Genomic DNA, 20,272 nt, shown 5'->3' with positions numbered 1-20,272 from the left:
AAAAATATAAATGGAAAACATTTTTCTTCTGAAATGGAGGATGGAGATGACAAAGATTCTGATTTTCCCTTTTTTAAGCATTTCCACCGGTCATCATCACGTTGCCGATTCGCTGCAGGCAGAACTGCTTCTCAAATCCCATCAATGCGAAAAAATCGACATTTTTTCACATGCTTATCGGCGGCTTGAAAAAGCCTCCTCTGCTGCGTATTTGTCATGGATTCAGTATTTCCCGAAAGTCTACAGCTCGGTCTATCATCTCCTGGCGTGCGGGCGCCATCAAACGGCGAAGCGCCACCTCTTGTATGAGCTGATCTTTTTGAAAGACATGCAGCAGATCATTGCAGAAAAAAAGCCTGACATCGTTTTCTGTACCCATGCATTGCCCTCCTATTTGCTGAACCGCTTAAAAGGCCAATTTCCCGACATGAAAGTGGTCAATGTCTATACCGATTTTTTCGTCAACCGAATTTGGGGAAGAGAAAAGATTGATTATCATTTTGCGCCGATCAAAGACATCAAAGAACAGCTGATCGCAGAAGGCGTTGATGAAGAGAAGATTTTTCTGACCGGAATACCTGTGCACCGTTCCTATAAAACGGAGAGAAAGCCTGGGCGGGACGGGGACAAAAAAGCGGTGTGCAACATCCTCATAACCGGCGGAAGCATGGGGGTGGGCGGCATTTTTAAGCTCGTGCAGGAGCTGTCGCCGAACGGGGATGTCGCATACCAAATACTATGCGGAAAAAACCGAAAGCTCTACCGGTATGTTCATGATTTAAACAATCCATATATTACAGCGCTGCCTTATATCGAAAGCAAAGCAGAAATGAACCGCTTATACGGGGAGGCGTCGGGCATCATTACGAAGCCCGGCGGCGTCACGATCAGCGAGTGCATTGAAAAACAGCTCCCTGTTTTCATCTATCACGCGCTGCCCGGACAGGAAGAGATGAATCTCGATATTCTGAAAAAGAAACATCTTGTCATCGAACTGAATCAGCAAAAACAGAAGCCGATTGAACAGCAGCTGCTGTCCTTTTTCCGTTCGGAAGAAGACATCAGACGCTATCAAATGAGCGTTGGTCAATATTTGCGCGAAAAATCGGACCGGGATATCAGCGACATTTTAGACGGGATCATTCATAACCGGAGCGGTTTAGGGAATGCTCACGTATAAGGAAGGAGGAAGAACGATGTCTGAGAGCCGCAAGAAATCAGTCGTCATGTTGCTGATCGATTCATTAATGGATGAACCGCTTCAAGAAGCCGTGAAAACCGGACAGGCTCCTGGTCTGCGATATTTGCTGGAAAACGGGCGCTATGTTCCTGATATGATCAGCCCTTTTCCGACGATGTCCGTCAATGTTGACAGCACATTGCTTACAGGGGCGAGCAGCGACCGCCATAAAGTTCCGGGCCTTGTGTGGTACAACGCGAAGGAAAAACGGATCATCAATTATGGCAGCCATATTCGAGAGCTTCTGAAATTAGGCATCAAACAATCCTCCAGAGACGTCTTTTACAATTTGAATCAGGTTCATTTAAGCCAACAGGTGAAGACGCTTCACGAAGAGCTTGATGAAAAAGGAATTGAAACGTGCTCGATCAATGCGCTTTTGCACAGGGGGAGCCGGGACGGCTATTTACAGGTTCCCTTTCTTTTTTCAATGATTTCCGGATTAAACCAATCAGTCAAAATCAACGCACCCCAGCTGTTCTCGTACGGGGGTTTTTCAAAAGTGAATCCGGCAAATCGCTCGCTCTTCAAAAAATTCGGCTTTAATGACCGGTTTTCAGCGAATGAATTGGTTCATCTGATCAAAACAAACAAAGTGCCGCCTCTTGCACTCGTCTATTTTCCCGATCTCGACCAGCACGTACATAAACACGGGAGAAACGACGCAGCGGGGGTGGCGAAAGCAGACCGGCATGTTCAAAAGATTTTAGACAGCTTTCCGTCATGGGAAGCCGCTTTAAAGGATCACATTTGGATCGTGATGGGGGATAACGGACAGGCCTGGATCAGCGGCAATAAAAAAGAAGCATTGATTGATTTGAGGAGCCTTTTGGACGCCTTTCGCATTGTGAAATTAAAGAAAGGCGTGACGGACGATGACGACATCGTTCTTGCCGTTAACGAAAGAATGGCATTTATCTATTCGCTCGATAAAGCGAAGCTTCCGCTCAAGAGGATCGTGGATATTCTGCAACAGGATGAGAGGATCGACATCATCGGCTGCAAAAATGAAACGAATTCAATTGAGGTCGTTTCAGGGGAGCAGCACGGGAAGCTCACATTTCGGCCAGGAGGCAAATACACGGATGAATTTGGACAAACGTGGACGCTGGAAGGGGATGTAAACATTCTCGATTTGACAGTCGAACGGAACAGCATTTCATACGGAAAATTTCCGGATGCGCTGGCGAGACTGTACACTTCATTTTTTTCGCATGAAGGCGATTATTTGATCGCCAATGCAAAGCCTGGATACGAATTTATCGGCGAAGGGTCGCCGACGCACGTCGGAGGAGCCAGCCACGGTGCATTGCACAAGCAGGACACCCTCGTATCCATGATCATCACCGGAACCGATACAAAGCCGGCATACAATCGTCTTGTCGACGTGAAAGAATGGATTCTCGATTTAGTCAATTCACTGGGAACGGGGCAATAACTAACCCCGCTCCCAGTGATTATGACGGCTGTCTGATGCCTTTGACAAATGCTGCAAGGGCTGAAGCGATCATCACGAATAGTGAGACTGTTTTTATGATCGCCTGTAAGAGTGCATGTTCTACGACGATATTGGAGTGCACACATAAAGCCAAAATAAATATGGCAATCAATAATCCGTATTTTTCTCTCATAACCGTTTCTCCTTTCAGGCCGTCATCCTCCAAAGAACAGGTCGAGAATGTTTCCGGCGGTTGAAGATTGTTTGTTGTACAGCTCCGAATACCCGCAGTTTTTGCAATAAACGACGAGAAAACGGTTATGCTGCACATCGAACAATTTTGACAGGCCGGTGCCGGTCGTCGCGATTTCTTTTTGTCCCGCATCTGTGCTTCCGCACTTGATACATCCTTTATGTTCACGCATAGCGCTTCTCCTTTCACGATGTAAAATCCAACCAACTTCATTATAATGGAATGTTCTTCAAAAGAAAATATTTCTCAGGAAATGACCGGCCGGAAAAGAGGGGAAAACAGACTGATTCTTTTTGCTTATAAAAATCCTCAAAGACCGGTAATTTTATGTTTCTGTCGAAAAAAAACAATCCTTTTAACCTATTCAATCGTCTAGGACCATCCTGTAAGATAAACCTATTACAATATCATCCACTACAGGAAAATAGTTTTTATTGACTAGGATAAATGAAAGGGGAAGCTGCTTTGAGCGAAGGTTTTTGGGATTCAGTAGGCAACTTATTGCACATATCCTACACGGAAAATGAACGAAAACGCGACGAGTATAAAAATTTATACGACTTTTTATCTGATAAAGAAAGCGATGTCAAGACGAAATTAGCAGAAATTGATGCAAGTTTGAAGGCATACCACAGCAATCTCCCGGACTTGAAAATCCCTTCGCACGAATTTGAGGATACACGCCATGAAAAGGATGCCAAGCTGAAGGAATTGGTCAAGCATTTTAAAGATATGGTCGATGACATTCAAAGCGCCAAGACGAAGGCGCAAAGCAAGTGGGAGTATTATAAAGCAAAAGCTGAAGCTGAAGAGAAAAAGGCGTAGAGGAGGAACAGCCGAGTCATGGACGGATATGGATACTACAACTATCAAGCGGCGAATCCGAAAGTAAGCGGAGAGACTGTGAAAATTTCACACAATGGCACAATAAAAGCGCATTCCCATGCGAAAGCGATCGAAAAACATGTCGGCGACTCGCTGAAAAAAGCAAAGGAATTGAAAGCGTATGTCGAAAGCGGAAAATGGAGCGGAAAAACCCGCGACGCATTTTTAAGCTACCTTGAGCTGATTATCGAATTGAATGCCGATATGAAAGACGCCTTGAAAGATCATACGGCTGCATTAGATGCGCTGCAAATGCACATCGACGATTTTTCAAAGCTCAGTGAAGTGCAGGAAATCAAAAACTTATAACAGGGAAGGAGAATGACATGCAGGTGAAAGCAGATACGCTGTCGGCGGCAGAACTTTATGTTTTAGCAGGAGCAGCCGGAGTGTCCCACATATTCGGTCTTCCGGAACGCGAACAGCTGGCCTTGGCCGAGCCGGATTGTGCAGTAAAAGCAAAGAAAAGCCTGATTGAAAAAGGCATTCTTTTAAAGGAAGGCAAGCTGACAAAGACCGCTTTTTTTCTGATTAAGCTGTTGAAGCATTATCAAGAAAGCGAAGAATTCGTGCGCTTCAACAATGTCATGTGCGCCTTTCTGCCGGACGATGAGGAGCGCGTTGTCGCTCTGACTGAAAGAAGCCATGGCAAAGGCTACACATTAGATTATTTGGAAAAGCGCGAAGTTTATTTATCGCTTATTTCCAACGTGTCATTTTTAGTAAGAGAGCCGCGCGATCAAGACCGCGCTTTTTTGACAAAACCGATGAGCGCCGCTGAAAAAGCCGAAGTCAGGGCAATGGATCTTGATGAAAAAGAAGTTCTTGCTGTGGAAACGTTCAAGCTTGCCTCGCAGCAAAAACCGACAGATCCCGGGTTCCAGACGACTACACTTTACTTTACAAAAGGCGAAGATTTCATCTCGGTTGATCCTTTAAATGATCGATATGAATGGATCAGCCTTTATATCATGAACAACCGGATCTATGATGCGCTGCACATTAATTTCAGAGCAGGGAGGGCGATGCTATGAATGCAGAAGGCGGAGCAGGAGGCGGCGGTACAAACATCCATCTCGAGTTTGAAGAAATGATCACCATTTCCAATAAGCTGAAAAGCATCTGCGATATTTATACAGAAGGGGTTCAGAAAGAAATCAAAAACCTTTCAGAATCCGATTTTTATAAAGCCGGACAGGCATCAAAAGCGATTGAAAGCTACGCGGATATTCTCGGGAAGACGATGGAGCTGTTTGATAATTACTGTATAGCTTCACACATTGTCAGTTATGCGATGGAGAAAATGTATAAAACAGATAAAGAGCTTCAAAAACTCTACAAGATTCAGAAATAGAAATGAGGCGATCAACTAAATGGATGTGAAATACGTACCGGAAGAATGGCAGGGCATGAAAGACGGGCTCGATGCGCTGACGGGCGGCCAGTACGGCGGCGGTATGAAAGCCGGCCTTATCAAACTCAATGATCTCTTGGAAGATATCGAATCCAAAATCAAAGACAAGGACAGCGACAGGTCGATCAGCTTTACCCACACCAGTAAAAAAAGCAAGATCGAGGAACTGTTTAAGGATTATAAAAAGCTGGCTGACTTTTGCCTGAAAGCCGGCAGTTTGGTGGAAGATCACATTGACAGCCCTTTTTATAAAAAAATAGACGCGTTCGCCGAAAAAATGCGCGGACTGACCATACATAACTACACCACCGCGAACCGGATCGGCTCCAAGGAAACCACGTATGTCGGATACGGCATGTCCAAACAAGCGGTCGAAACCGACAAAGCGAAAGTGAGCGTAAATGATATATTCAAAGACTCGGAATCGTTTGATCACGTACTGAGCAAAGAATTTGAAGAATTCGAGATCAACCACCCCGACATCGAATTATCGTATGAAGAATACACAAAAGCGATTGCCTCTTCCCGCGGATTTGAATACGAATCCATCGGCGATGTCCAAAAGAATCAGGAATTGTGGCGGGATCTTCTGGCCGGTGCAGGCATTATCGTGCTCACCATCTTTTGCGCACCGGCAGGTCTCACGGTGGCCGTCGCCTACGGAGGAGCCAATATTTCGAGCGCCGCAACCGGAAAAGACTGGATGACACAACGGGAATTAAACACAGGCGAAAGGTTTGAAAGAGGCGTGTTCGGCGCCCTTGACATCATCCCGGGGGCAGCCGCAGCGAAAGGCTCATTCAAAAGCGTCGTCTCAGTCGGCCAAATTTCAAGCAAAACAGAACATGTGGTACAATCTCTTAAAGACAGCAAAAACATCTGGGCGAACCGCATGAAGGTGAATGGGCTGAAGGCGGCAGACAAGTTAAACGATTTAGGCCATACTATTAAAAAGCCTATTGCTAAAGGGCTTGACAATTTAAGCAGCGTTGCTCGCGTGACGGATATACAAGGAGAAGCTCTTGTACAAAGTGGCGGTAATTATTATGCTAACGTTAAATCTGCGTATGAAGCTTCGAAATCAAAAATCCAAGATTCCATTCACAAGATTGAAAAAGGTATTCATTCTGGGAAAAGCAATAGTGGAATTAGTGACGTAAAACGAACATTAAGCAACTTGGATGAAGCTCATCAATGGGGAAGTAAATATTACGATCATTGGTTAGATTCCTTGACAGAAAATGAAAAAAGCGCCATCAAGCAATATACCGGAAATGATTATACTAGGATTAATAATTATCTTAGGGGATTAAGCGATTCTTTGGAAGGCGTCGAGTTAGATGTTATTGATAACATCAAGAATGGTTTGAAAAAAGCGAATGTACCTCATGACATACAGGTATATAGAGGAACAGATTTGAGGCCGATCCAAGATTTATATAAAATAGATGACGAAGGAAATATAATTGCGGAATCTTTAGTAGGAAAAATATTTAAAGACGATGGATTTGTTAGTACTGCAATGGTTAAAGAATCTTCTTTTGATCACATGAATGTTTCTTGGGAGATTAATATACCTAAAGGAGCTCACGCTGCTTATTTAGGGAAAATTAGTCACTTTCCTAATGAAGCAGAGTTACTCTTAAATTCCGGGCAACAAATGATTATAAAAAGTGCAGTAATTGACAGCTCTGGAAAAATGCATTTGGTTCTAGATCTATTATAAAGTAGGTGATATAAATGGTTGGTAGAAGAATGGTTGAAAGATGGAATGATGATAATAAGGCATTTCTCAGTTTAAATATTAAGAAGAGAGTATTACCAACTTTATACGGGGGAATTATTGGAGATCTTTTAGGTGTGCCAGTCGAATTTAGACAAAGAGATACATTTCATATAGATAATGTGAGTGGTTATGGTACATATAATCAACCGCCTGGAACATGGTCTGATGATTCTTCGTTGACTTTTTGTCTAATTGAAAATCTAATTGAAGAAAATGGCATAGATGATTTAATGCAGAAGTTCGTAAAATACAAAAGTGAGGGGTTTTGGACCCCATATGGAAAGATGTTTGACATCGGAAGGACAACAAATGAAGCGATAATTCGTTTTGAGGAGGGGTTAGATTCTGAACATTGTGGAGGTAAAGCAGAGTATGACAATGGAAACGGTGCTATAATGCGTATTGCACCGTTAGCATTTAGATTGTATGACGAGTTTGATTTTATTAAAAAGGCCGAAGTTATAAAAAAATATACTGAAATAACTCATGCCCATCCTCGTGCAATTGTAGGCTCGATCATTTATATCGAGTGTTTGATAAGACTTTATCATAATAATACGCTTCAAGAATCTCTTGAGACTGTTAAAAGGCTCTTTGATAAGAATTTTGATGGAAATCATATATATCAACAAGAATTAAGAAATTATTCAAGACTTTTTGAAGAAGATTTCTTAAATACAGCTAGAGATGAAATTGTATCAGATGGATATGTAGTTCATACATTAGAAGCGGCCATTTGGTGTTTAGGAAATTCTTCATCATTTAAAGAAGCGGTTTTAAAAGCTGTTAATTTGGGGGGAGATTCAGATACTGTGGCGGCTATAACAGGGGCTTTAGCGGGTATGCATTATAAAAAAATGGATGAAATCCCAAGTGAGTGGTTGGAGAAAATAGTTAGAAAGCAAGATGTTGATAATTTAATCAATCAATTTTTTGAGTCTTGTGTTAATAAAGCATTAGAGAATGACTATAGGCCTAACTAAAAATATTCAGGATAAAAATTAAAAGCTGCTGAATGACCGAAATGAGATATAAACAAAAAACGCATGGAAAGTTAAACTCCATGCGTTTTTACATATTCATCACAGTATCTCCTTCGTAATTAAAGAAGGAAATTGTCAAACCAATTAAAACAACGTCTGGAAAAATGCATGTGACTCGGCGGCTTGACAAAAGACAAGCTAAACAATGAAAGCTTCGCCATTAAAAAACAATTCGCCAAAAGCGCCGACGCCTTGAGCGATCTTGCCCGCGGTGCAGAAGCAGGAGCAGGCGGCACCCTCGTCCGAAAAGGGTCCAATTACTCCGCCCACGTCAACGACGCCCATAAGGCTTCGAAAACGAAGATGCAGGATTCGATTCAGCGGATTGAGAAGGAGATTGAGGCTGGGAAGAGTGATTCAAAGGGTACGGGTAATGTAAACTTAAAAAACATTGATGAGTTTATTGATGGTACCAAAACATTTGATGATGTTGTTGATGATTTTGCCCGACTATACAGTGAAAAAATTCAAACAAACAAAACTTGGTCATGGAATAAGTCATTTCATAGTGGAGAGTATTTAACTGCCCGCCAGCGTAAACTGATAAAAGAAAAAGCAATTGCAGATGGCCTGATTCCCAATGTAAATGTTATTAAAGCAGATGGAATGAGGTATGGTTTTGCAGATTTCAAGGGTGCTGGACTTGTGGTAGAGACTAAAGATTTACCAGAAAGTCTCTGGTTAAAGTCTGACGAGGCACAATTTGAATGGCTAGATAACGCAATTGGAGGAAGACCAGAAGGTATGACATGGCACCATACTGAAGTACCAGGTAAAATGGAGTTAGTACCTTTTGGAATACACAATATAACTATTCATAATGGTGGAAGATCTACTGGAATGTGGGCAGATGCTCCGAGATAGCATTTAGAAAGGAGAAGAAATATGAAAATAAAACAGGACACTATAGTAAGGCCATTGCCTTCAGAGGAATTAATAAAGAATCATGAAAAGTTCTGGAGACTTTCATTACCACAGTCTTTCTTAGAATTTATAAAAGAAAATAATGGAGTAGAGGTTGAGGAAGCAACATTTGAGTGTAACAATCGTGGTTATGCGTTAGAAAGGTTTTTGTGTATATTAGATGATATTGAGAATCATCCAAAAGGAATTTATGATATAGATGTTGTATTTTCACAGATAGGTGAAAGGTTAACTGATAACGAAGACTTATTAGGAGCAGAGGTGTTGCCAATAGCTAGTGTATTTGCGGGTGACTTTGTATGCTTAGATTTTAGAACGGATAAAAATAATCCATCTGTGTGTGTATGGTCTCATGAAGAATCCGGTGAATTTGAGCCTGTTACGTATAATGTGGCAGATAACTTTACTGAATTTTTAAAGATTCTTGAATAGAAATAAGAAGAATTCAAGTTGAAATTACAAGAAAATAATGTGATGTTAATAATGGATAGATTAAATAACAAAGAAGAAGCACCTGATTGCCTATTAAGCAACAGGTGTTTTTATAAAAGTTTTAGATTTTGGTCAACATAGATGATTCATTAATAAAATTCATAGCTCATGATGGTTGTACCATCTGGAGTTGTATAACAATATTTTGTTATGAAAATAAGTACGGTAATTAGGTGAGACGCCATTTTTAACATACGAGTAAGAGTTGCTATATGACCAAAATGAGATATAATCAAAAACGCATGCGACTGAAAGCAAAAGGCAAGCTCAACGACCGTAGCTCATTGACAAAGTTTATTAAAATAAATGTGGTGGACTTTCAGTGAATATTAATCAAGCTCATAAAATTTTGAATAAGCTGGGGAAATCAACTACTCTTGAAGATAGTTGCATTAAAGAGAATGTTGCTCCGTATGAAAATTTTTATAAATTGAAGAAAGACAAAGATAAATGGGTTTATGGTTTGTTTATGGTTGAAAGACAAAACAACCCTTATTTGGAAATAATAAAAGAATTTTACAATGAAGTTGAAGGGGCAAAACACTTTTTTCTGGATAGGTTATCTTCTTTTTATTTTTTAGAAAAGTTTCAGCTTTTTGTGATGGAACATGAAGAGTTGGATATAGGTGGACCTACATTTGATCAAAGTAAGCTTTTTCAAGCCATGTCTATATTAGGGATCCCTGCTTCTTTATTTGCTTTGGGACAATCACAAGTAAAAAATAGAGCGATTGTGCTAGAGATGGAAGACGAAGCAAGTTCGATTGTCTCTTTTGTCAACAATAAAGGTAATGTGATTCAATCTACAGTAGCCATCCGAAATCAAAGAGCATTGTTTATTGCGTTCAAAAAAATGTATTTGCTTTACAAATTTGAAAATGAAGTCAAAAAATTGTTGGAAGCTGAAGGAATAGCAAATAATTTCTCTGAAGGAGACATAAATACTTTTCTTTCATTGTGAATTTTTAATCGGCCATCTATAGTAATAGGTGGCCGATTTTAATTGTGAAACTATTAAGGTTATAGAGACAAAGTGTAAAGAGTATCATACTGATAAAAAAACCTATGCAGAATGTGCAGAACTTTATGAGACCGCTAATCAAATCAAGAAACTTATTGGGATCTATAATGTTAAATGAAAAAAGCTCATTTCAGTGTTAATGAATAGATAGAGGTAGCTCTATGAGAAATGGTGTTTTGGCGTTATACAATGACAAAGAGTACGAGATTATTCAGCATGATCAAGAAAACTACGAATTATTTACCAAAGATCCTGAGGCAATTCAATTTGGTTTTATTTTAGATGAAACTGGACATTATTGTAAACAAGTTCGAAGAGAACATATTTCTTCAGTTTATGATGTAAGATACCAAGCAATTATTAATGATCTTGAGTTTCCTGTTTTTCGTGAGGAAGACAATAGGCTCTTAATTGGAAGTGGGCTACATGGCCCGGACATTATCAAAAAATATGGATTTGTTCAAGTTGATCGATTTGAATATGAAAAATGGGTAGGAAAAAGTGAAGTTGAAAAAATTGAAGAAGTTAAAGTACCTATGTGGGGTTTTCCCGCCCCGTGAAATGTAATTTTATGAATGAAAAGCATCCCGGAAGAATGGATCACTGCCTTGGCAAGGATGGATTTGTCTGAAAGGTTCACTCAGTTCTGCTTTGAAAAATCAAAGCAATAGCTTGTCTATATGAAAAAGAAAATGCCGGCTGACAAAGCATTTTCTTTTTCACATCAAAAACCACTTGCTTTTCTCCAAAATTCCATCTATAATAAATCATGTCTTAAATATACGGGGCATTAGCTCAGCTGGGAGAGCGCTACACTGGCAGTGTAGAGGTCAGCGGTTCGAGCCCGCTATGCTCCATCTCGGAAACCCTTGATATACAAGGGTTTCTTTTTTTATTGTTATTTATAAAAATCGACTCGAATAATGAGTTGTTGGCAAATTGTTTGTTAATCTTTTTTTAGTGATCGATACCGATGTTTTTAGAAACTGTTAGGTAATCAATTTAATTCTATATATATAAAAGGGGTAATTTCTTTATCGTTTCTTTCTGAATTACCCCAAATAATTTTTTAATCTTTCTAAACCTGTCCTGAGCTCATCCAGTGATTTTGTAGAAGAAAGAGCAATACGCAGGTACTTATGAGGTGGTGTCGAACCACTGAGAAAGCGGTCAGAATGAAATACTCGAATTCCGTGTTTCTTCAGGTCTGTTTCCATCTGCAACCCATCATTAAGATTTTTGATGGAAAGCCAACGATAAAAGCTTAAAGGATGTCCATTCAACTCTTTTTCAGGAAAATACTCCGAATAAATATCATTTGCCGACTGGGCAAGCTGTTTTTTTCGAGAAACAATGTCATGCGCCTCTCCTGATAAGATCAGTTCTGTTACTACCTCTGCATCAAAAGAAGATGTTTTCACATTAATGTTAAAAATAGCTTGGAGGATTTTCTCGCGTAATGCATCCCCATAGGCGATATAGGCTACTCTTAATCCTGAACAGATGGACTTTGAAGTGCTGCAAATATAAACGCTTTGTTCTGGAAGCAGGTTGAACATGGGCTCCTGGTAATCAGAGATTATGCCTGCAGTCATAAATGAATGAATATCATCCTCAATTAATAGTAAACGATGCTTGCGGATGACTTCCGCGATTTCTTTCTTTCTAACATCTGACATCATAACAGTAGTCGGGTTACAGCAGGAGGGCATCAGAAAAATGCCATGAATGTTGAGTTGCGTACACTGCTTATCAAGCTCGTTTGGCAGCATTCCATATTCATCTCCAACAATCGGCACTAGTTGGATCTGGTGCATTTTTGCCAGATCAATAAAGTTTGCATACGTATATAAGTCTGTTGCAATTCGATTTCCTGGCTCAAACAATGCGGTCAATGAAACGGCCAGCGCATTTTGGGCACCGGAAACAATTGAGATATGCTCTTGGTCAGTTTGAATGCCGAGCGATTTCATCCAGTTGAGTCCTGCCGTTTTTTGATGCGGAATGCCGGTTGGATCGTTGTAATTGAGTAACTGCTCTAAATAATGTTTATTCGTAACCTGTTGAATCGCCTCAGCTACAATTTCATTGGTTTCTTCAAAAGAGGCAACCAAACCAAGATCGATACAGTTGGTAATTTTATTTCTAGAAATGGTAATAGAACGAGCGGCGCTAGGAGAAACGAAAGTTCCTTTTCCAGTGACCGCATAAATCAGCCCCTTAATCTTACACACTTTATAAGCACGGGTAATTGTAGTGAAGTTTAAGTCAAGAAAGTCAGCCAATTCCCGTTGCGGCGGCAGTTTTGTACCAGGCGCTAAATAGCCGTTTTTTATATCCTCTTCAAGCAAAGTTGCGATTGATTCATAAAACGGGCGCTTCAATGCCTTCCTTTCAGGTTTCCAAGACATTGGGTAATTGTCGAATGAGTTTACTGGCATAATTCACCTCTATTATCTAATTTCTAAACAACATATCTATCATGTGAAGCATCTAGTAAATGTACTTATTTATTATACAAAAGATAATTGTAATCCATACAATTATCCAATTTATTGTTTGGATTTCGTGTGATAAATTATAATAAAATTTTTCATTCGAGGTGTGAATTCTATGACAGAAAGAAATCAAATATGGGCTGCATTTCGTTGGGCCTTCCCATATACGATGCCGATTTTAGCCGGATTTTTATTTTTGGGAATTGCTTATGGAATCTTTATGCATTCTTTAGGGTTTAGCGCAATTTATCCGATCATTATGAGTTTGACGATATTTGCAGGGTCTATGGAGTTTGTTGCTGCAAATTTTTTGCTGAGCGGGTTCCATCCGTTTAATGCTCTTTTATTAACGTTAATGGTGAATGCCCGGCATTTATTTTATGGAATTTCCATGTTGGATAAGTACAGGGGAACTGGAAAGAAAAAGTTTTATCTGATTTATGGAATGTGTGATGAATCTTTTTCTATCAATTATACGGCTGATGTTCCAGCGAATATTGACAAGGGATGGTTTATGTTTTTTGTGACGCTGCTTAATCATCTATATTGGGTCGCAGGAGCAGCAATCGGAGGAATGTTTGGATCTTTTGTAAAGTTTAATACTGAAGGGCTTGATTTTGTAATGACAGCACTCTTTATTGTGATTTTCATAGAACAGTGGATGAAAGAGAAAAAGCACCACAGTGCTCTCACAGGACTTGGGCTTTCAGCAGCCAGTCTGATCATTTTTGGCGGGAACCAATTTATTATTCCTGCTATGCTTGCCATTTTAGGCGTGCTCACTGTTCTGAGGAAACCATTGGAGAAAGCTGAGGTTTCCGTATGACGATGAGCATAACGCAGCAAATAATCACCATTGCTATGGTAGTGCTTGGAACAATGCTGACAAGGTTCCTACCATTTATCATTTTCCCGTCGGGCAAACCGACACCGAAATATGTACAGTATCTTGGCAAAGTGTTGCCACCAGCGGTCATTGGGCTTCTGGTTATTTATTGTTTTAAAGATGTGAGTTTACTTTCTGGAAGTCACGGTATCCCTGAATTGATTGGGGCAGCTGCAGTTGTACTACTTCACTTTTGGAAGAAAAATATGCTCCTCTCTATAGCAGGGGGAACCATTGTCTATATGATGTTTGTGCAAGTCATTTTTTGATCACACCGATTCTGATTTGTGAAGATCAAGGAGGCTGCGAATCGTGCAAAAAAACAGACGAGCATCAACTCTATGAACTAAGCAAGTAGAGAATCATCTGTACGTACAGTCGTTAAGATTTTGAATCCACGCAACGGAATCTGATTTTTATGAAATGAATTTAAAAAGGGAAGCGGCTGAAATAACTGAACTGGATTATTAAACTTCATTCTTTACTTATGACCATTTCCATATCTTCAATTTGGGACATTTCGGGCACCGGCCTTTTCACTTTGTTCTGGCTGCTTTCTAATTCACGGAGCAGTTCAACATGCTCTGTCAGCATCATAGCAGACCATTTCTGTCATCTATCATATTGTGAATCTCCCTGAGATGATGACGTGTTCTTTTTCCAGCGAGAAAAGGAACCCAACAGTCGAAGTTAGGTTCTTTTTCATTCAAGGATATTGGCGAAAATAATTGACCGTGAAGTGTGTGAATCCACCCTAAGTTCGGGCTTAAACACTTTAATAGAAATGAATCCAACTGAAATCAGCCTTAACATCCTTATCGATAGGACTTCCATGGTAAGGAAGGGGTCAGCGGCTCGAGCCCGCTATGCTCCATCTTTAAAACCCTTGATCATTCAAGGGTTTTTTTGTTGCCTTTTTTACGCGATCCATTTTTGCGGGTGGATAGCCTATCTGTCCGTACGGTATTTGACGACTGGCCATTTTTCTTTTCGCAGAGCGTTCATCAGCTCCGGTCCTACATGCAAATGCTCTTCAATCAGCTCTCTTGGAGTCAGCGCCATCCACTGATTTAATGAAATGTCTGCAAAGCGGCTGCTTTTGAATATTTCTAAAAACCACAGGCTTTCGCTGCCTGTATTTTGAATGTAATGCCCCATGGCAAACGGGACATATCCGACATCCCCCGCCCGGTAATTAAAGGTGCGGGCAGTCCCGTTCGCCGCGAATACTGTCATTCGCCCGGTCCCTGAGATATAGTACTGCCATTCATCGTTGTTCGGGTGCCAGTGCATTTCCCTCATTCCGCCGGGCTTGACTCCGACGAGCGCGGCGGCGATCGTTGTTGAAATTGGAAAGTTTGAAGAATCAACAATTCGTACCGTTCCGCCCGGTGTTACGATGGGCTTTTGTGCAAACAGCCTGTAAGCGAAGCTTTTTGGTACGGTTCCATAAGGGTCTGGCACATTTTGCTTTTCAAGCTGTCCCGGCGCTTTCGTGTACACCGAAATTCGCGGCCAGAACATCTTTCGGTGTATGTGCGAACCAATCTGTAATCGTGAAGGTATCAAACTCGGAGAAGTTCCCATCATCAAAAACGAGGAGAAATTCGCAGCCATCCTCAAGCCCTTGAATCGAGTGCGGTATTCCGGCGGGAAAGAACCACAAATCCCCGGGGCCGACATCGGCGATAAAGTTTCTGCCGTCCTGATCGACGGCGGTAATGCGCGCATGGCCCAAAATCATGTAAGCCCATTCCGATTGTTTATGCCAATGCAGCTCGCGCACCCCGCCTGGCGTCAGCCGCATATTGACGCCGGCAATCGTTGTTGATACCGGCAGCTCCCGGGCAGTTATTTCACGCGACCAGCCGCCATGATTTAACTGCATATGTGTGTCTGAAAAAGAAAACTTTAAATTGGGGATGGCTCCGGCATCTGTTTTTGGAGGAACGAACATGTCGGGATTCTCTACATCCCGCATCACGTCGCGGGGACCAAAATCTGTCGCGCCCGCACCATCGTGTCTTATTGGATGAGGCACGCGATTGTACCAAGCTGGAGTCCCGGCTGTTCTTTTCATGTGAAAAGCTCCCTTCACAGGTCGTGTATACCGAAATTTATGACACGGACGCTGAAAATATATCGACTCGATAAAAAAACCGGACAGATTTTCGCTTCCTTTAAAATAACGCTGCGCCGTTTTTCGTAGGGCGGCAGTATAGTCTGCACGGCGCAGCATCCAGTTTATTTCTTTTCTGACGGTCTTCGATCGATCATCCAATGACTACTGACTGAATGATTTCGCCCGAAGTTGAATAAGATAGAAAGCATCCGGGCCATTTTCGAACGGCTACATGAAATGAATACTATGTGACAAGAAAGAAGGGAGCGTTGATGAAAAAGCTTTGCCGGGAAGTTTGGGTAGAGGTAAACCTTGATGCGATTAAAAAAAATTTGCGCACATTTCGGCGGCATATTCCGAAGAGGAGCAAGATTATGGCTGTCGTAAAAGCGAACGCTTATGGGCACGGCTCGGTGGAAGTGGCACGCCATGCACTTGAACATGGCGCGAGTGAGCTCGCCGTTGCCTCGGTGGAGGAAGCGGTCGTTTTACGAAAAGCGGGGATTGAAGCGCCGACCCTTGTGCTCGGTTTCACCCCGCTTAGCTGTGTGAAAGAAGCGGCAGCTTGGAATATATCGTTATCAGCATTTCAAGTTGACTGGATTAAAGAAGCGAACGAGATATTGGAAACAGAAGCAACCCCTGACCGGCTTTCTGTTCATATCAATGTGGATACCGGCATGGGGCGTTTAGGTGTACGCACAAAAGGAAGGCTTTTAGCCATCGTGGAAGCGCTGACGGCAAGTGAAAACCTCAGATGGGAAGGGATTTTTACGCATTTTTCCACAGCTGACGAACCGGATACTGAGCTAACCATGATTCAACACGAAAAGTTTATCAGCTTTCTCCGCTTTCTGAAAGAACAAGGCTTTAAGCTGCCTGCGGTGCATATGAACAACACGGCCGCGGCGATCGCTTTTCCGGAATTCAGCGCTGATATGATTCGCTTAGGTATCGGAATGTATGGATTATATCCTTCCGATTATATCAGGCAGCTCAATCTCGTTAAGCTTGTGCCTGCACTAAGCTTGAAGGCGCGCATCGCTTATGTGAAAACCATGTTGACAGAACCGCGGACCGTTAGTTATGGCGCTACATATGTTGCAGAGCGCGGGGAAGTGATTGCCACGATTCCGGTCGGCTATGCTGACGGTTATTCCCGTGAACTTTCCAATCGCGGATTTATTCTTTATCGCGGAAGACGGGTGCCGGTGGCGGGAAGAGTCACAATGGACATGATCATGGTCAGTCTGGGAGAGAGCGAAGGTAAACAAGGAGAGGAAGTCGTGATTTACGGCCGGCAAAAGGGAGCTGAAATTTCTGTTGATGAAGTTGCGGAAATGCTTGATACGATCAACTATGAAGTGGTATCTACAATAAGCTGGCGCGTCCCTCGTTTTTATATTAGAGACGGCGAGATTTTTAAAAAGTCGACTCCGCTGTTATACGTGTAGTTTTCCCATACTCACAGGCCGTTTTTTCGATCATTGAACAAAATAGGAAAAGTGAAAATTCTTGACAAAAAAATTTATTTATGCTATAATTTACTAATCGGATATTGGTGTGTATAATAGGATTCTCCTGGCCGGGAGAATCCTATTTTTTTGCGTTTGATGAAGGAGTGTACGACATGAAAAAAGATGAATCGAGTGTAACGTCTCTTATTTCGGCTTTTGGCAGAGCTTATCACAGCCAATATGATGAACCAAAAATTTTTGATGATAATCTAGCCAAAACGCTCATTTCCCAACAAGAATTTGCTGATATCAAAAACAGCTTCATTCAAGGTATACAGTTCTTCAACAAAGATATAGCGGAAAAATACGAGGGAGACGATGAAGAAATATTAAAATGGATCACACAAATTCAGCTCTCTCCGACGCCGCTCGCGCGTGCCGCATATTGCGAAAGCGTGCTGCACCATGAGATTCGGCTTGGAGCAGAACAATACGTGATTCTTGGGGCAGGGCTCGATACTTTTTGTTTTCGGAATCTGGAGTTAAAAGACAAAATTGATATCTTTGAAATTGACCATCCGGCGACACAAAAATGGAAAAAGGAAAGACTCGACAAAGCCGGTTTTCACATCCCGGCCCACCTTCATTTTATTCCTTTGGACTTTGCCAAGGCGTTTTCTTATCAAGAATTGGCTGATAAGGGTTTTCATTTTAACAAAAAAACGTTCTTTAGCTTTTTGGGCGTTTCCTACTACTTAACAAAGGAAGAAACCGAAAAATTGCTGAGACAATTAATGGCTGATCTTCCTTCAGGGAGTTCGATCGTTTTTGATTATGCGGATGAAAACCTGTTCAAAGAGAAAGGTTTCTCCAACAGGGTGGAAAATATGGTGAAAATGGCAGCGGCAGGCGGAGAACCGATGAAATCATGCTATTCGTATCAGGAAATCCAGCATATGCTGGAGCAATCCGGGCTGCTCATTTATGAGCATTTGTCACCGTCAGATATTCAAGAGCGTTATTTTAACAATCGAAAAGATGATCTGTCAGCCTTTGAAACGATTCACTACATTCATGCCGTGAAAAAATAAACACGAATCAAGAAAAACGCCCGGGAGCCGGGCGTTTTTCCTATTTTAAGCCGCGCGATCGTCTTTCTGTTTTTCTTGAGGGAGTACAAGCTGTTTAGGAGGGCATTTGCGCTGCGTCAATTCGGACACAGCGAAGATCGTCATAAATGCTGTAACCGCAGCCAGCGTCCGGAAAGGAAAGAGGACTGTGCCGTCTTCAATCATCGGATACGGCAGAAGCGGCGGGATGCCGAATGCGGGTTCACCGCCGCCCAGCCTCAGAATGACCGCAACTGCAAATCCGGCAATTGACCCGTACAGGTTTGCTCTTTTATAAAAGAGGGCCATTGTTAACTGGGGAAAAAGAATGCAATAAACTAAATCCGAAGCCAAATACCATAAAGTATAAACGCTTTTGACATTCAGCGCGATGATCGCTGCTCCCGCGCCGAATAAAACGATTGAGCGTTTGACGACTTTTTGCAGCTGTTTTTGGGTGGCCTTCGGCTTGATCAGCGGACGGTAAATATTCCATGCGGCCATTGATGATGCCGATAGAATCGAAGAGTCTATGCTTGACATGACGGCTGCTGCGATTGCACCCAAGCCGAGTCCTGCTACGATTCCCGGCGTTAAATACGCAAGCGTTTGCGGCAAAATCATCGCCGGGTTATCCGGAGCGCTCGCTCCGAACAGGCTCCAATCGGCACTGTTTCCGGCAGCTCCGATGATCACGCACGGAATGGCGGCAATGATGCAGATCACTCCGGCAATAATCGACTGCCACATGGCGGCGTTTTCCGATTTTGCCGAAAGAACGCGCTGAAAGTACACCTGCCATGCGATACCCCCGAAAATTAAGAGGAGCGCATTATCCCACCAGTTCCAAAACAGGTTTCCCCATTCAGGATTTTTCCAGCCGTCCAACGGCGGAAACAGATTGGCGCTGCTGCCGAAATCGTGCCTGTAATTTGTCCATACGCTATCGAGTGAACCGACATTTGACAATACAAATGGGACGACTAAAAACAGCCCGAGCAAAATGATGATCATTTGGAAGACATCTGTGAAAGCGACTGCCCACATGCCTCCGGCCACCGTATAAGCGATGGCGATCATCGCCGAAAGAATAATCGACGTTTGGAAATCGATATTCAGAATCATTCCGAAAGTCGTGCCCAATGCCGTTAAGATCGCGGCGCTCCAAAACAATTCTCCTAACAGCGCCGGTATATATAAAACGCCGGCCATCCGCTTACCGAAGCGCTGTTCGAGAGGATCGATAATGGTCATAAATCGATGACGGCGCATTTTTCTGGCGAAGAAAATACCGCCGATAATCAGGCTTAATGCGTAGCCCCAAGGTGCCTGGGCCCAGATGAGGCCGTCGCTGTAAGCCGATTCAGCCGTTCCGTTAATATATCCGCCGCCGACCCATGTTGCGGCCATCGTCACCATTCCGACGAAAAACGGCATGCTCCTTTTTGCCACGATCATATCAGAAAAAGAATTTGATTTCTTTGCTGCGTAAAAAGCGCCTAAATAATAGGTGAAAGCAAAGAATATCATCATGGAGATAAAGCCGCCCCAATGAATGTCTGCATTCGATATGCCGATATACGCGAGTATGCCTCCCGCAAACAGCGCAAAAATACCTAATTTGATCCAGTTTTTTTTCTTCTCAGCATAATTCATGTATGCACATCGCCTCCGATAATAATTTTTCGAATTTTCTTGAAATTA

At 42.2% G+C, this 20,272-nt stretch carries 21 protein-coding genes, 1 tRNA gene and 2 pseudogenes; 17 read left to right on the top strand and 7 right to left on the bottom strand.

Going from position 1 to position 20,272, the window contains the following annotated elements; genetic code table 11:
- The first annotated feature begins 46 nt into the window (after nt 1-46).
- On the top strand, nt 47-1,180 hold the full coding sequence (locus tag QMZ64_RS19920; RefSeq protein ID WP_265625826.1) for an MGDG synthase family glycosyltransferase: 1,134 nt from the start codon (nt 47-49) through the stop codon (nt 1,178-1,180).
- Between the two features lie 16 nt (nt 1,181-1,196).
- Complete coding sequence (locus tag QMZ64_RS19915; RefSeq protein WP_265625827.1) at nt 1,197-2,678, top strand: alkaline phosphatase family protein; 1,482 nt, start codon at nt 1,197-1,199, stop codon at nt 2,676-2,678.
- Between the two features lie 19 nt (nt 2,679-2,697).
- Here the strand turns inward: QMZ64_RS19915 and QMZ64_RS19910 are convergent, their stop codons facing one another.
- Together QMZ64_RS19910 and QMZ64_RS19905 are read right to left on the bottom strand one after the other, a co-directional pair.
- On the bottom strand, nt 2,698-2,871 hold the full coding sequence (locus QMZ64_RS19910; protein WP_020452736.1) for a hypothetical protein: 174 nt from the start codon (nt 2,869-2,871) through the stop codon (nt 2,698-2,700).
- A gap of 22 nt (nt 2,872-2,893) precedes the next feature.
- The gene (locus tag QMZ64_RS19905; protein ID WP_003184724.1) at nt 2,894-3,103 is read right to left on the bottom strand and encodes a zinc ribbon domain-containing protein; all 210 of its coding nucleotides are present in this window, start codon (nt 3,101-3,103) and stop codon (nt 2,894-2,896) included.
- A gap of 293 nt (nt 3,104-3,396) precedes the next feature.
- Between QMZ64_RS19905 and QMZ64_RS19900 the strand changes: the two genes are divergently transcribed.
- From QMZ64_RS19900 to QMZ64_RS19850, 11 genes are all read left to right on the top strand, one after another.
- Nucleotides 3,397-3,756: a hypothetical protein gene (locus QMZ64_RS19900; RefSeq protein ID WP_301441527.1), complete on the top strand. Its 360-nt coding sequence runs from the start codon at nt 3,397-3,399 to the stop codon at nt 3,754-3,756.
- An 18-nt stretch (nt 3,757-3,774) separates the two neighbouring features.
- Nucleotides 3,775-4,125: a WXG100 family type VII secretion target gene (locus QMZ64_RS19895; RefSeq protein WP_020452734.1), complete on the top strand. Its 351-nt coding sequence runs from the start codon at nt 3,775-3,777 to the stop codon at nt 4,123-4,125.
- 17 nt (nt 4,126-4,142) lie between these two features.
- Complete coding sequence (locus tag QMZ64_RS19890; RefSeq protein ID WP_265625828.1) at nt 4,143-4,850, top strand: DUF5081 family protein; 708 nt, start codon at nt 4,143-4,145, stop codon at nt 4,848-4,850.
- Nucleotides 4,847-5,170: a hypothetical protein gene (locus QMZ64_RS19885; RefSeq protein WP_265625829.1), complete on the top strand. Its 324-nt coding sequence runs from the start codon at nt 4,847-4,849 to the stop codon at nt 5,168-5,170. Before QMZ64_RS19890 ends, QMZ64_RS19885 begins: the two co-directional genes overlap by 4 nt.
- A 19-nt stretch (nt 5,171-5,189) precedes the next feature.
- Nucleotides 5,190-6,956 (top strand): ADP-ribosyltransferase, encoded by a 1,767-nt coding sequence (locus QMZ64_RS19880; RefSeq protein ID WP_301441526.1) that lies wholly within the window; start codon nt 5,190-5,192, stop codon nt 6,954-6,956.
- Nucleotides 6,957-6,970: 14 nt separating this feature from the next.
- On the top strand, nt 6,971-7,999 hold the full coding sequence (locus QMZ64_RS19875) for an ADP-ribosylglycohydrolase family protein (RefSeq protein ID WP_265625831.1): 1,029 nt from the start codon (nt 6,971-6,973) through the stop codon (nt 7,997-7,999).
- Between the two features lie 183 nt (nt 8,000-8,182).
- The gene (locus QMZ64_RS19870; RefSeq protein WP_265625832.1) at nt 8,183-8,923 is read left to right on the top strand and encodes an HNH endonuclease; all 741 of its coding nucleotides are present in this window, start codon (nt 8,183-8,185) and stop codon (nt 8,921-8,923) included.
- A 21-nt stretch (nt 8,924-8,944) separates the two neighbouring features.
- Nucleotides 8,945-9,415 carry an SMI1/KNR4 family protein gene (locus tag QMZ64_RS19865; protein WP_144498321.1) on the top strand — a complete coding sequence of 157 codons (471 nt, stop codon included), beginning with the start codon at nt 8,945-8,947 and terminating at the stop codon, nt 9,413-9,415.
- A 382-nt stretch (nt 9,416-9,797) separates the two neighbouring features.
- The gene (locus QMZ64_RS19860) at nt 9,798-10,436 is read left to right on the top strand and encodes a hypothetical protein (RefSeq protein WP_265625833.1); all 639 of its coding nucleotides are present in this window, start codon (nt 9,798-9,800) and stop codon (nt 10,434-10,436) included.
- Between the two features lie 221 nt (nt 10,437-10,657).
- Nucleotides 10,658-11,056, top strand: coding sequence for a hypothetical protein (locus QMZ64_RS19855; protein WP_265625834.1), 399 nt, complete (start codon nt 10,658-10,660; stop codon nt 11,054-11,056).
- Between the two features lie 224 nt (nt 11,057-11,280).
- Nucleotides 11,281-11,353, top strand: a tRNA-Ala gene (locus QMZ64_RS19850).
- 195 nt (nt 11,354-11,548) lie between these two features.
- Here QMZ64_RS19850 and QMZ64_RS19845 read toward each other — a convergent pair.
- Nucleotides 11,549-12,937: an aminotransferase-like domain-containing protein gene (locus QMZ64_RS19845; RefSeq protein WP_265625835.1), complete on the bottom strand. Its 1,389-nt coding sequence runs from the start codon at nt 12,935-12,937 to the stop codon at nt 11,549-11,551.
- A 172-nt stretch (nt 12,938-13,109) separates the two neighbouring features.
- Here QMZ64_RS19845 and azlC point away from each other — a divergent pair, with 172 nt between their 5' ends.
- Nucleotides 13,110-13,820, top strand: a complete 711-nt coding sequence (gene azlC / locus QMZ64_RS19840) for an azaleucine resistance protein AzlC (RefSeq protein ID WP_265625836.1) — start codon at nt 13,110-13,112, stop codon at nt 13,818-13,820.
- A complete protein-coding gene (locus QMZ64_RS19835; protein WP_243942481.1) occupies nt 13,817-14,149 on the top strand; it encodes a branched-chain amino acid transporter permease in 333 nt (110 codons plus the stop codon). Before azlC ends, QMZ64_RS19835 begins: the two co-directional genes overlap by 4 nt.
- 158 nt (nt 14,150-14,307) lie before the next feature.
- Here the strand turns inward: QMZ64_RS19835 and QMZ64_RS23375 are convergent.
- From QMZ64_RS23375 to QMZ64_RS23365, 3 genes and pseudogenes are all read right to left on the bottom strand, one after another.
- Nucleotides 14,308-14,477, bottom strand: a pseudogene (locus tag QMZ64_RS23375) (YolD-like family protein); the annotation flags it as partial.
- A gap of 351 nt (nt 14,478-14,828) precedes the next feature.
- On the bottom strand, nt 14,829-15,404 hold the full coding sequence (locus QMZ64_RS23370; protein ID WP_265625837.1) for a cupin domain-containing protein: 576 nt from the start codon (nt 15,402-15,404) through the stop codon (nt 14,829-14,831).
- Nucleotides 15,373-15,960: pseudogene (locus QMZ64_RS23365) on the bottom strand (cupin domain-containing protein); the annotation flags it as partial. The gene QMZ64_RS23370 and the pseudogene QMZ64_RS23365, both read right to left, overlap by 32 nt.
- A gap of 314 nt (nt 15,961-16,274) precedes the next feature.
- Here QMZ64_RS23365 and alr point away from each other — a divergent pair.
- Both alr and QMZ64_RS19820 read left to right on the top strand, forming a co-directional pair.
- Complete coding sequence (alr, locus tag QMZ64_RS19825; protein WP_265625839.1) at nt 16,275-17,456, top strand: alanine racemase; 1,182 nt, start codon at nt 16,275-16,277, stop codon at nt 17,454-17,456.
- A gap of 176 nt (nt 17,457-17,632) precedes the next feature.
- Nucleotides 17,633-18,550, top strand: coding sequence for a class I SAM-dependent methyltransferase (locus tag QMZ64_RS19820; protein ID WP_265625840.1), 918 nt, complete (start codon nt 17,633-17,635; stop codon nt 18,548-18,550).
- 45 nt (nt 18,551-18,595) lie between these two features.
- Here the strand turns inward: QMZ64_RS19820 and QMZ64_RS19815 are convergent, their stop codons facing one another.
- Nucleotides 18,596-20,224: a high affinity choline transporter 1 gene (locus tag QMZ64_RS19815; RefSeq protein ID WP_265625841.1), complete on the bottom strand. Its 1,629-nt coding sequence runs from the start codon at nt 20,222-20,224 to the stop codon at nt 18,596-18,598.
- Between the last annotated feature and the right edge of the window lie 48 nt (nt 20,225-20,272).

Source organism: Bacillus sp. LB7 (assembly GCF_030449715.1).
Lineage (GTDB): Bacteria > Bacillota > Bacilli > Bacillales > Bacillaceae > Bacillus > Bacillus paralicheniformis.
This window is presented reverse-complemented; position numbering and strand designations above follow the sequence as displayed.

Bases quoted from the DNA above. Each gene is read 5' to 3' on its own strand.
- QMZ64_RS19920 (WP_265625826.1), top strand. From the start codon at position 47: ATGACAAAGATTCTGATTTTCCCTTTTTTAAGCATTTCCACCGGTCAT.
- QMZ64_RS19915 (WP_265625827.1), top strand. From the start codon at position 1,197: ATGTCTGAGAGCCGCAAGAAATCAGTCGTCATGTTGCTGATCGATTCA.
- QMZ64_RS19910 (WP_020452736.1), bottom strand. From the start codon at position 2,871: ATGAGAGAAAAATACGGATTATTGATTGCCATATTTATTTTGGCTTTA.
- QMZ64_RS19905 (WP_003184724.1), bottom strand. From the start codon at position 3,103: ATGCGTGAACATAAAGGATGTATCAAGTGCGGAAGCACAGATGCGGGA.
- QMZ64_RS19895 (WP_020452734.1), top strand. From the start codon at position 3,775: ATGGACGGATATGGATACTACAACTATCAAGCGGCGAATCCGAAAGTA.
- QMZ64_RS19890 (WP_265625828.1), top strand. From the start codon at position 4,143: ATGCAGGTGAAAGCAGATACGCTGTCGGCGGCAGAACTTTATGTTTTA.
- QMZ64_RS19885 (WP_265625829.1), top strand. From the start codon at position 4,847: ATGAATGCAGAAGGCGGAGCAGGAGGCGGCGGTACAAACATCCATCTC.
- QMZ64_RS19880 (WP_301441526.1), top strand. From the start codon at position 5,190: ATGGATGTGAAATACGTACCGGAAGAATGGCAGGGCATGAAAGACGGG.
- QMZ64_RS19875 (WP_265625831.1), top strand. From the start codon at position 6,971: ATGGTTGGTAGAAGAATGGTTGAAAGATGGAATGATGATAATAAGGCA.
- QMZ64_RS19865 (WP_144498321.1), top strand. From the start codon at position 8,945: ATGAAAATAAAACAGGACACTATAGTAAGGCCATTGCCTTCAGAGGAA.
- QMZ64_RS19855 (WP_265625834.1), top strand. From the start codon at position 10,658: ATGAGAAATGGTGTTTTGGCGTTATACAATGACAAAGAGTACGAGATT.
- QMZ64_RS19845 (WP_265625835.1), bottom strand. From the start codon at position 12,937: ATGCCAGTAAACTCATTCGACAATTACCCAATGTCTTGGAAACCTGAA.
- azlC (WP_265625836.1), top strand. From the start codon at position 13,110: ATGACAGAAAGAAATCAAATATGGGCTGCATTTCGTTGGGCCTTCCCA.
- QMZ64_RS19835 (WP_243942481.1), top strand. From the start codon at position 13,817: ATGACGATGAGCATAACGCAGCAAATAATCACCATTGCTATGGTAGTG.
- QMZ64_RS23370 (WP_265625837.1), bottom strand. From the start codon at position 15,404: ATGTTCTGGCCGCGAATTTCGGTGTACACGAAAGCGCCGGGACAGCTT.
- alr (WP_265625839.1), top strand. From the start codon at position 16,275: ATGAAAAAGCTTTGCCGGGAAGTTTGGGTAGAGGTAAACCTTGATGCG.
- QMZ64_RS19820 (WP_265625840.1), top strand. From the start codon at position 17,633: ATGAAAAAAGATGAATCGAGTGTAACGTCTCTTATTTCGGCTTTTGGC.
- QMZ64_RS19815 (WP_265625841.1), bottom strand. From the start codon at position 20,224: ATGAATTATGCTGAGAAGAAAAAAAACTGGATCAAATTAGGTATTTTT.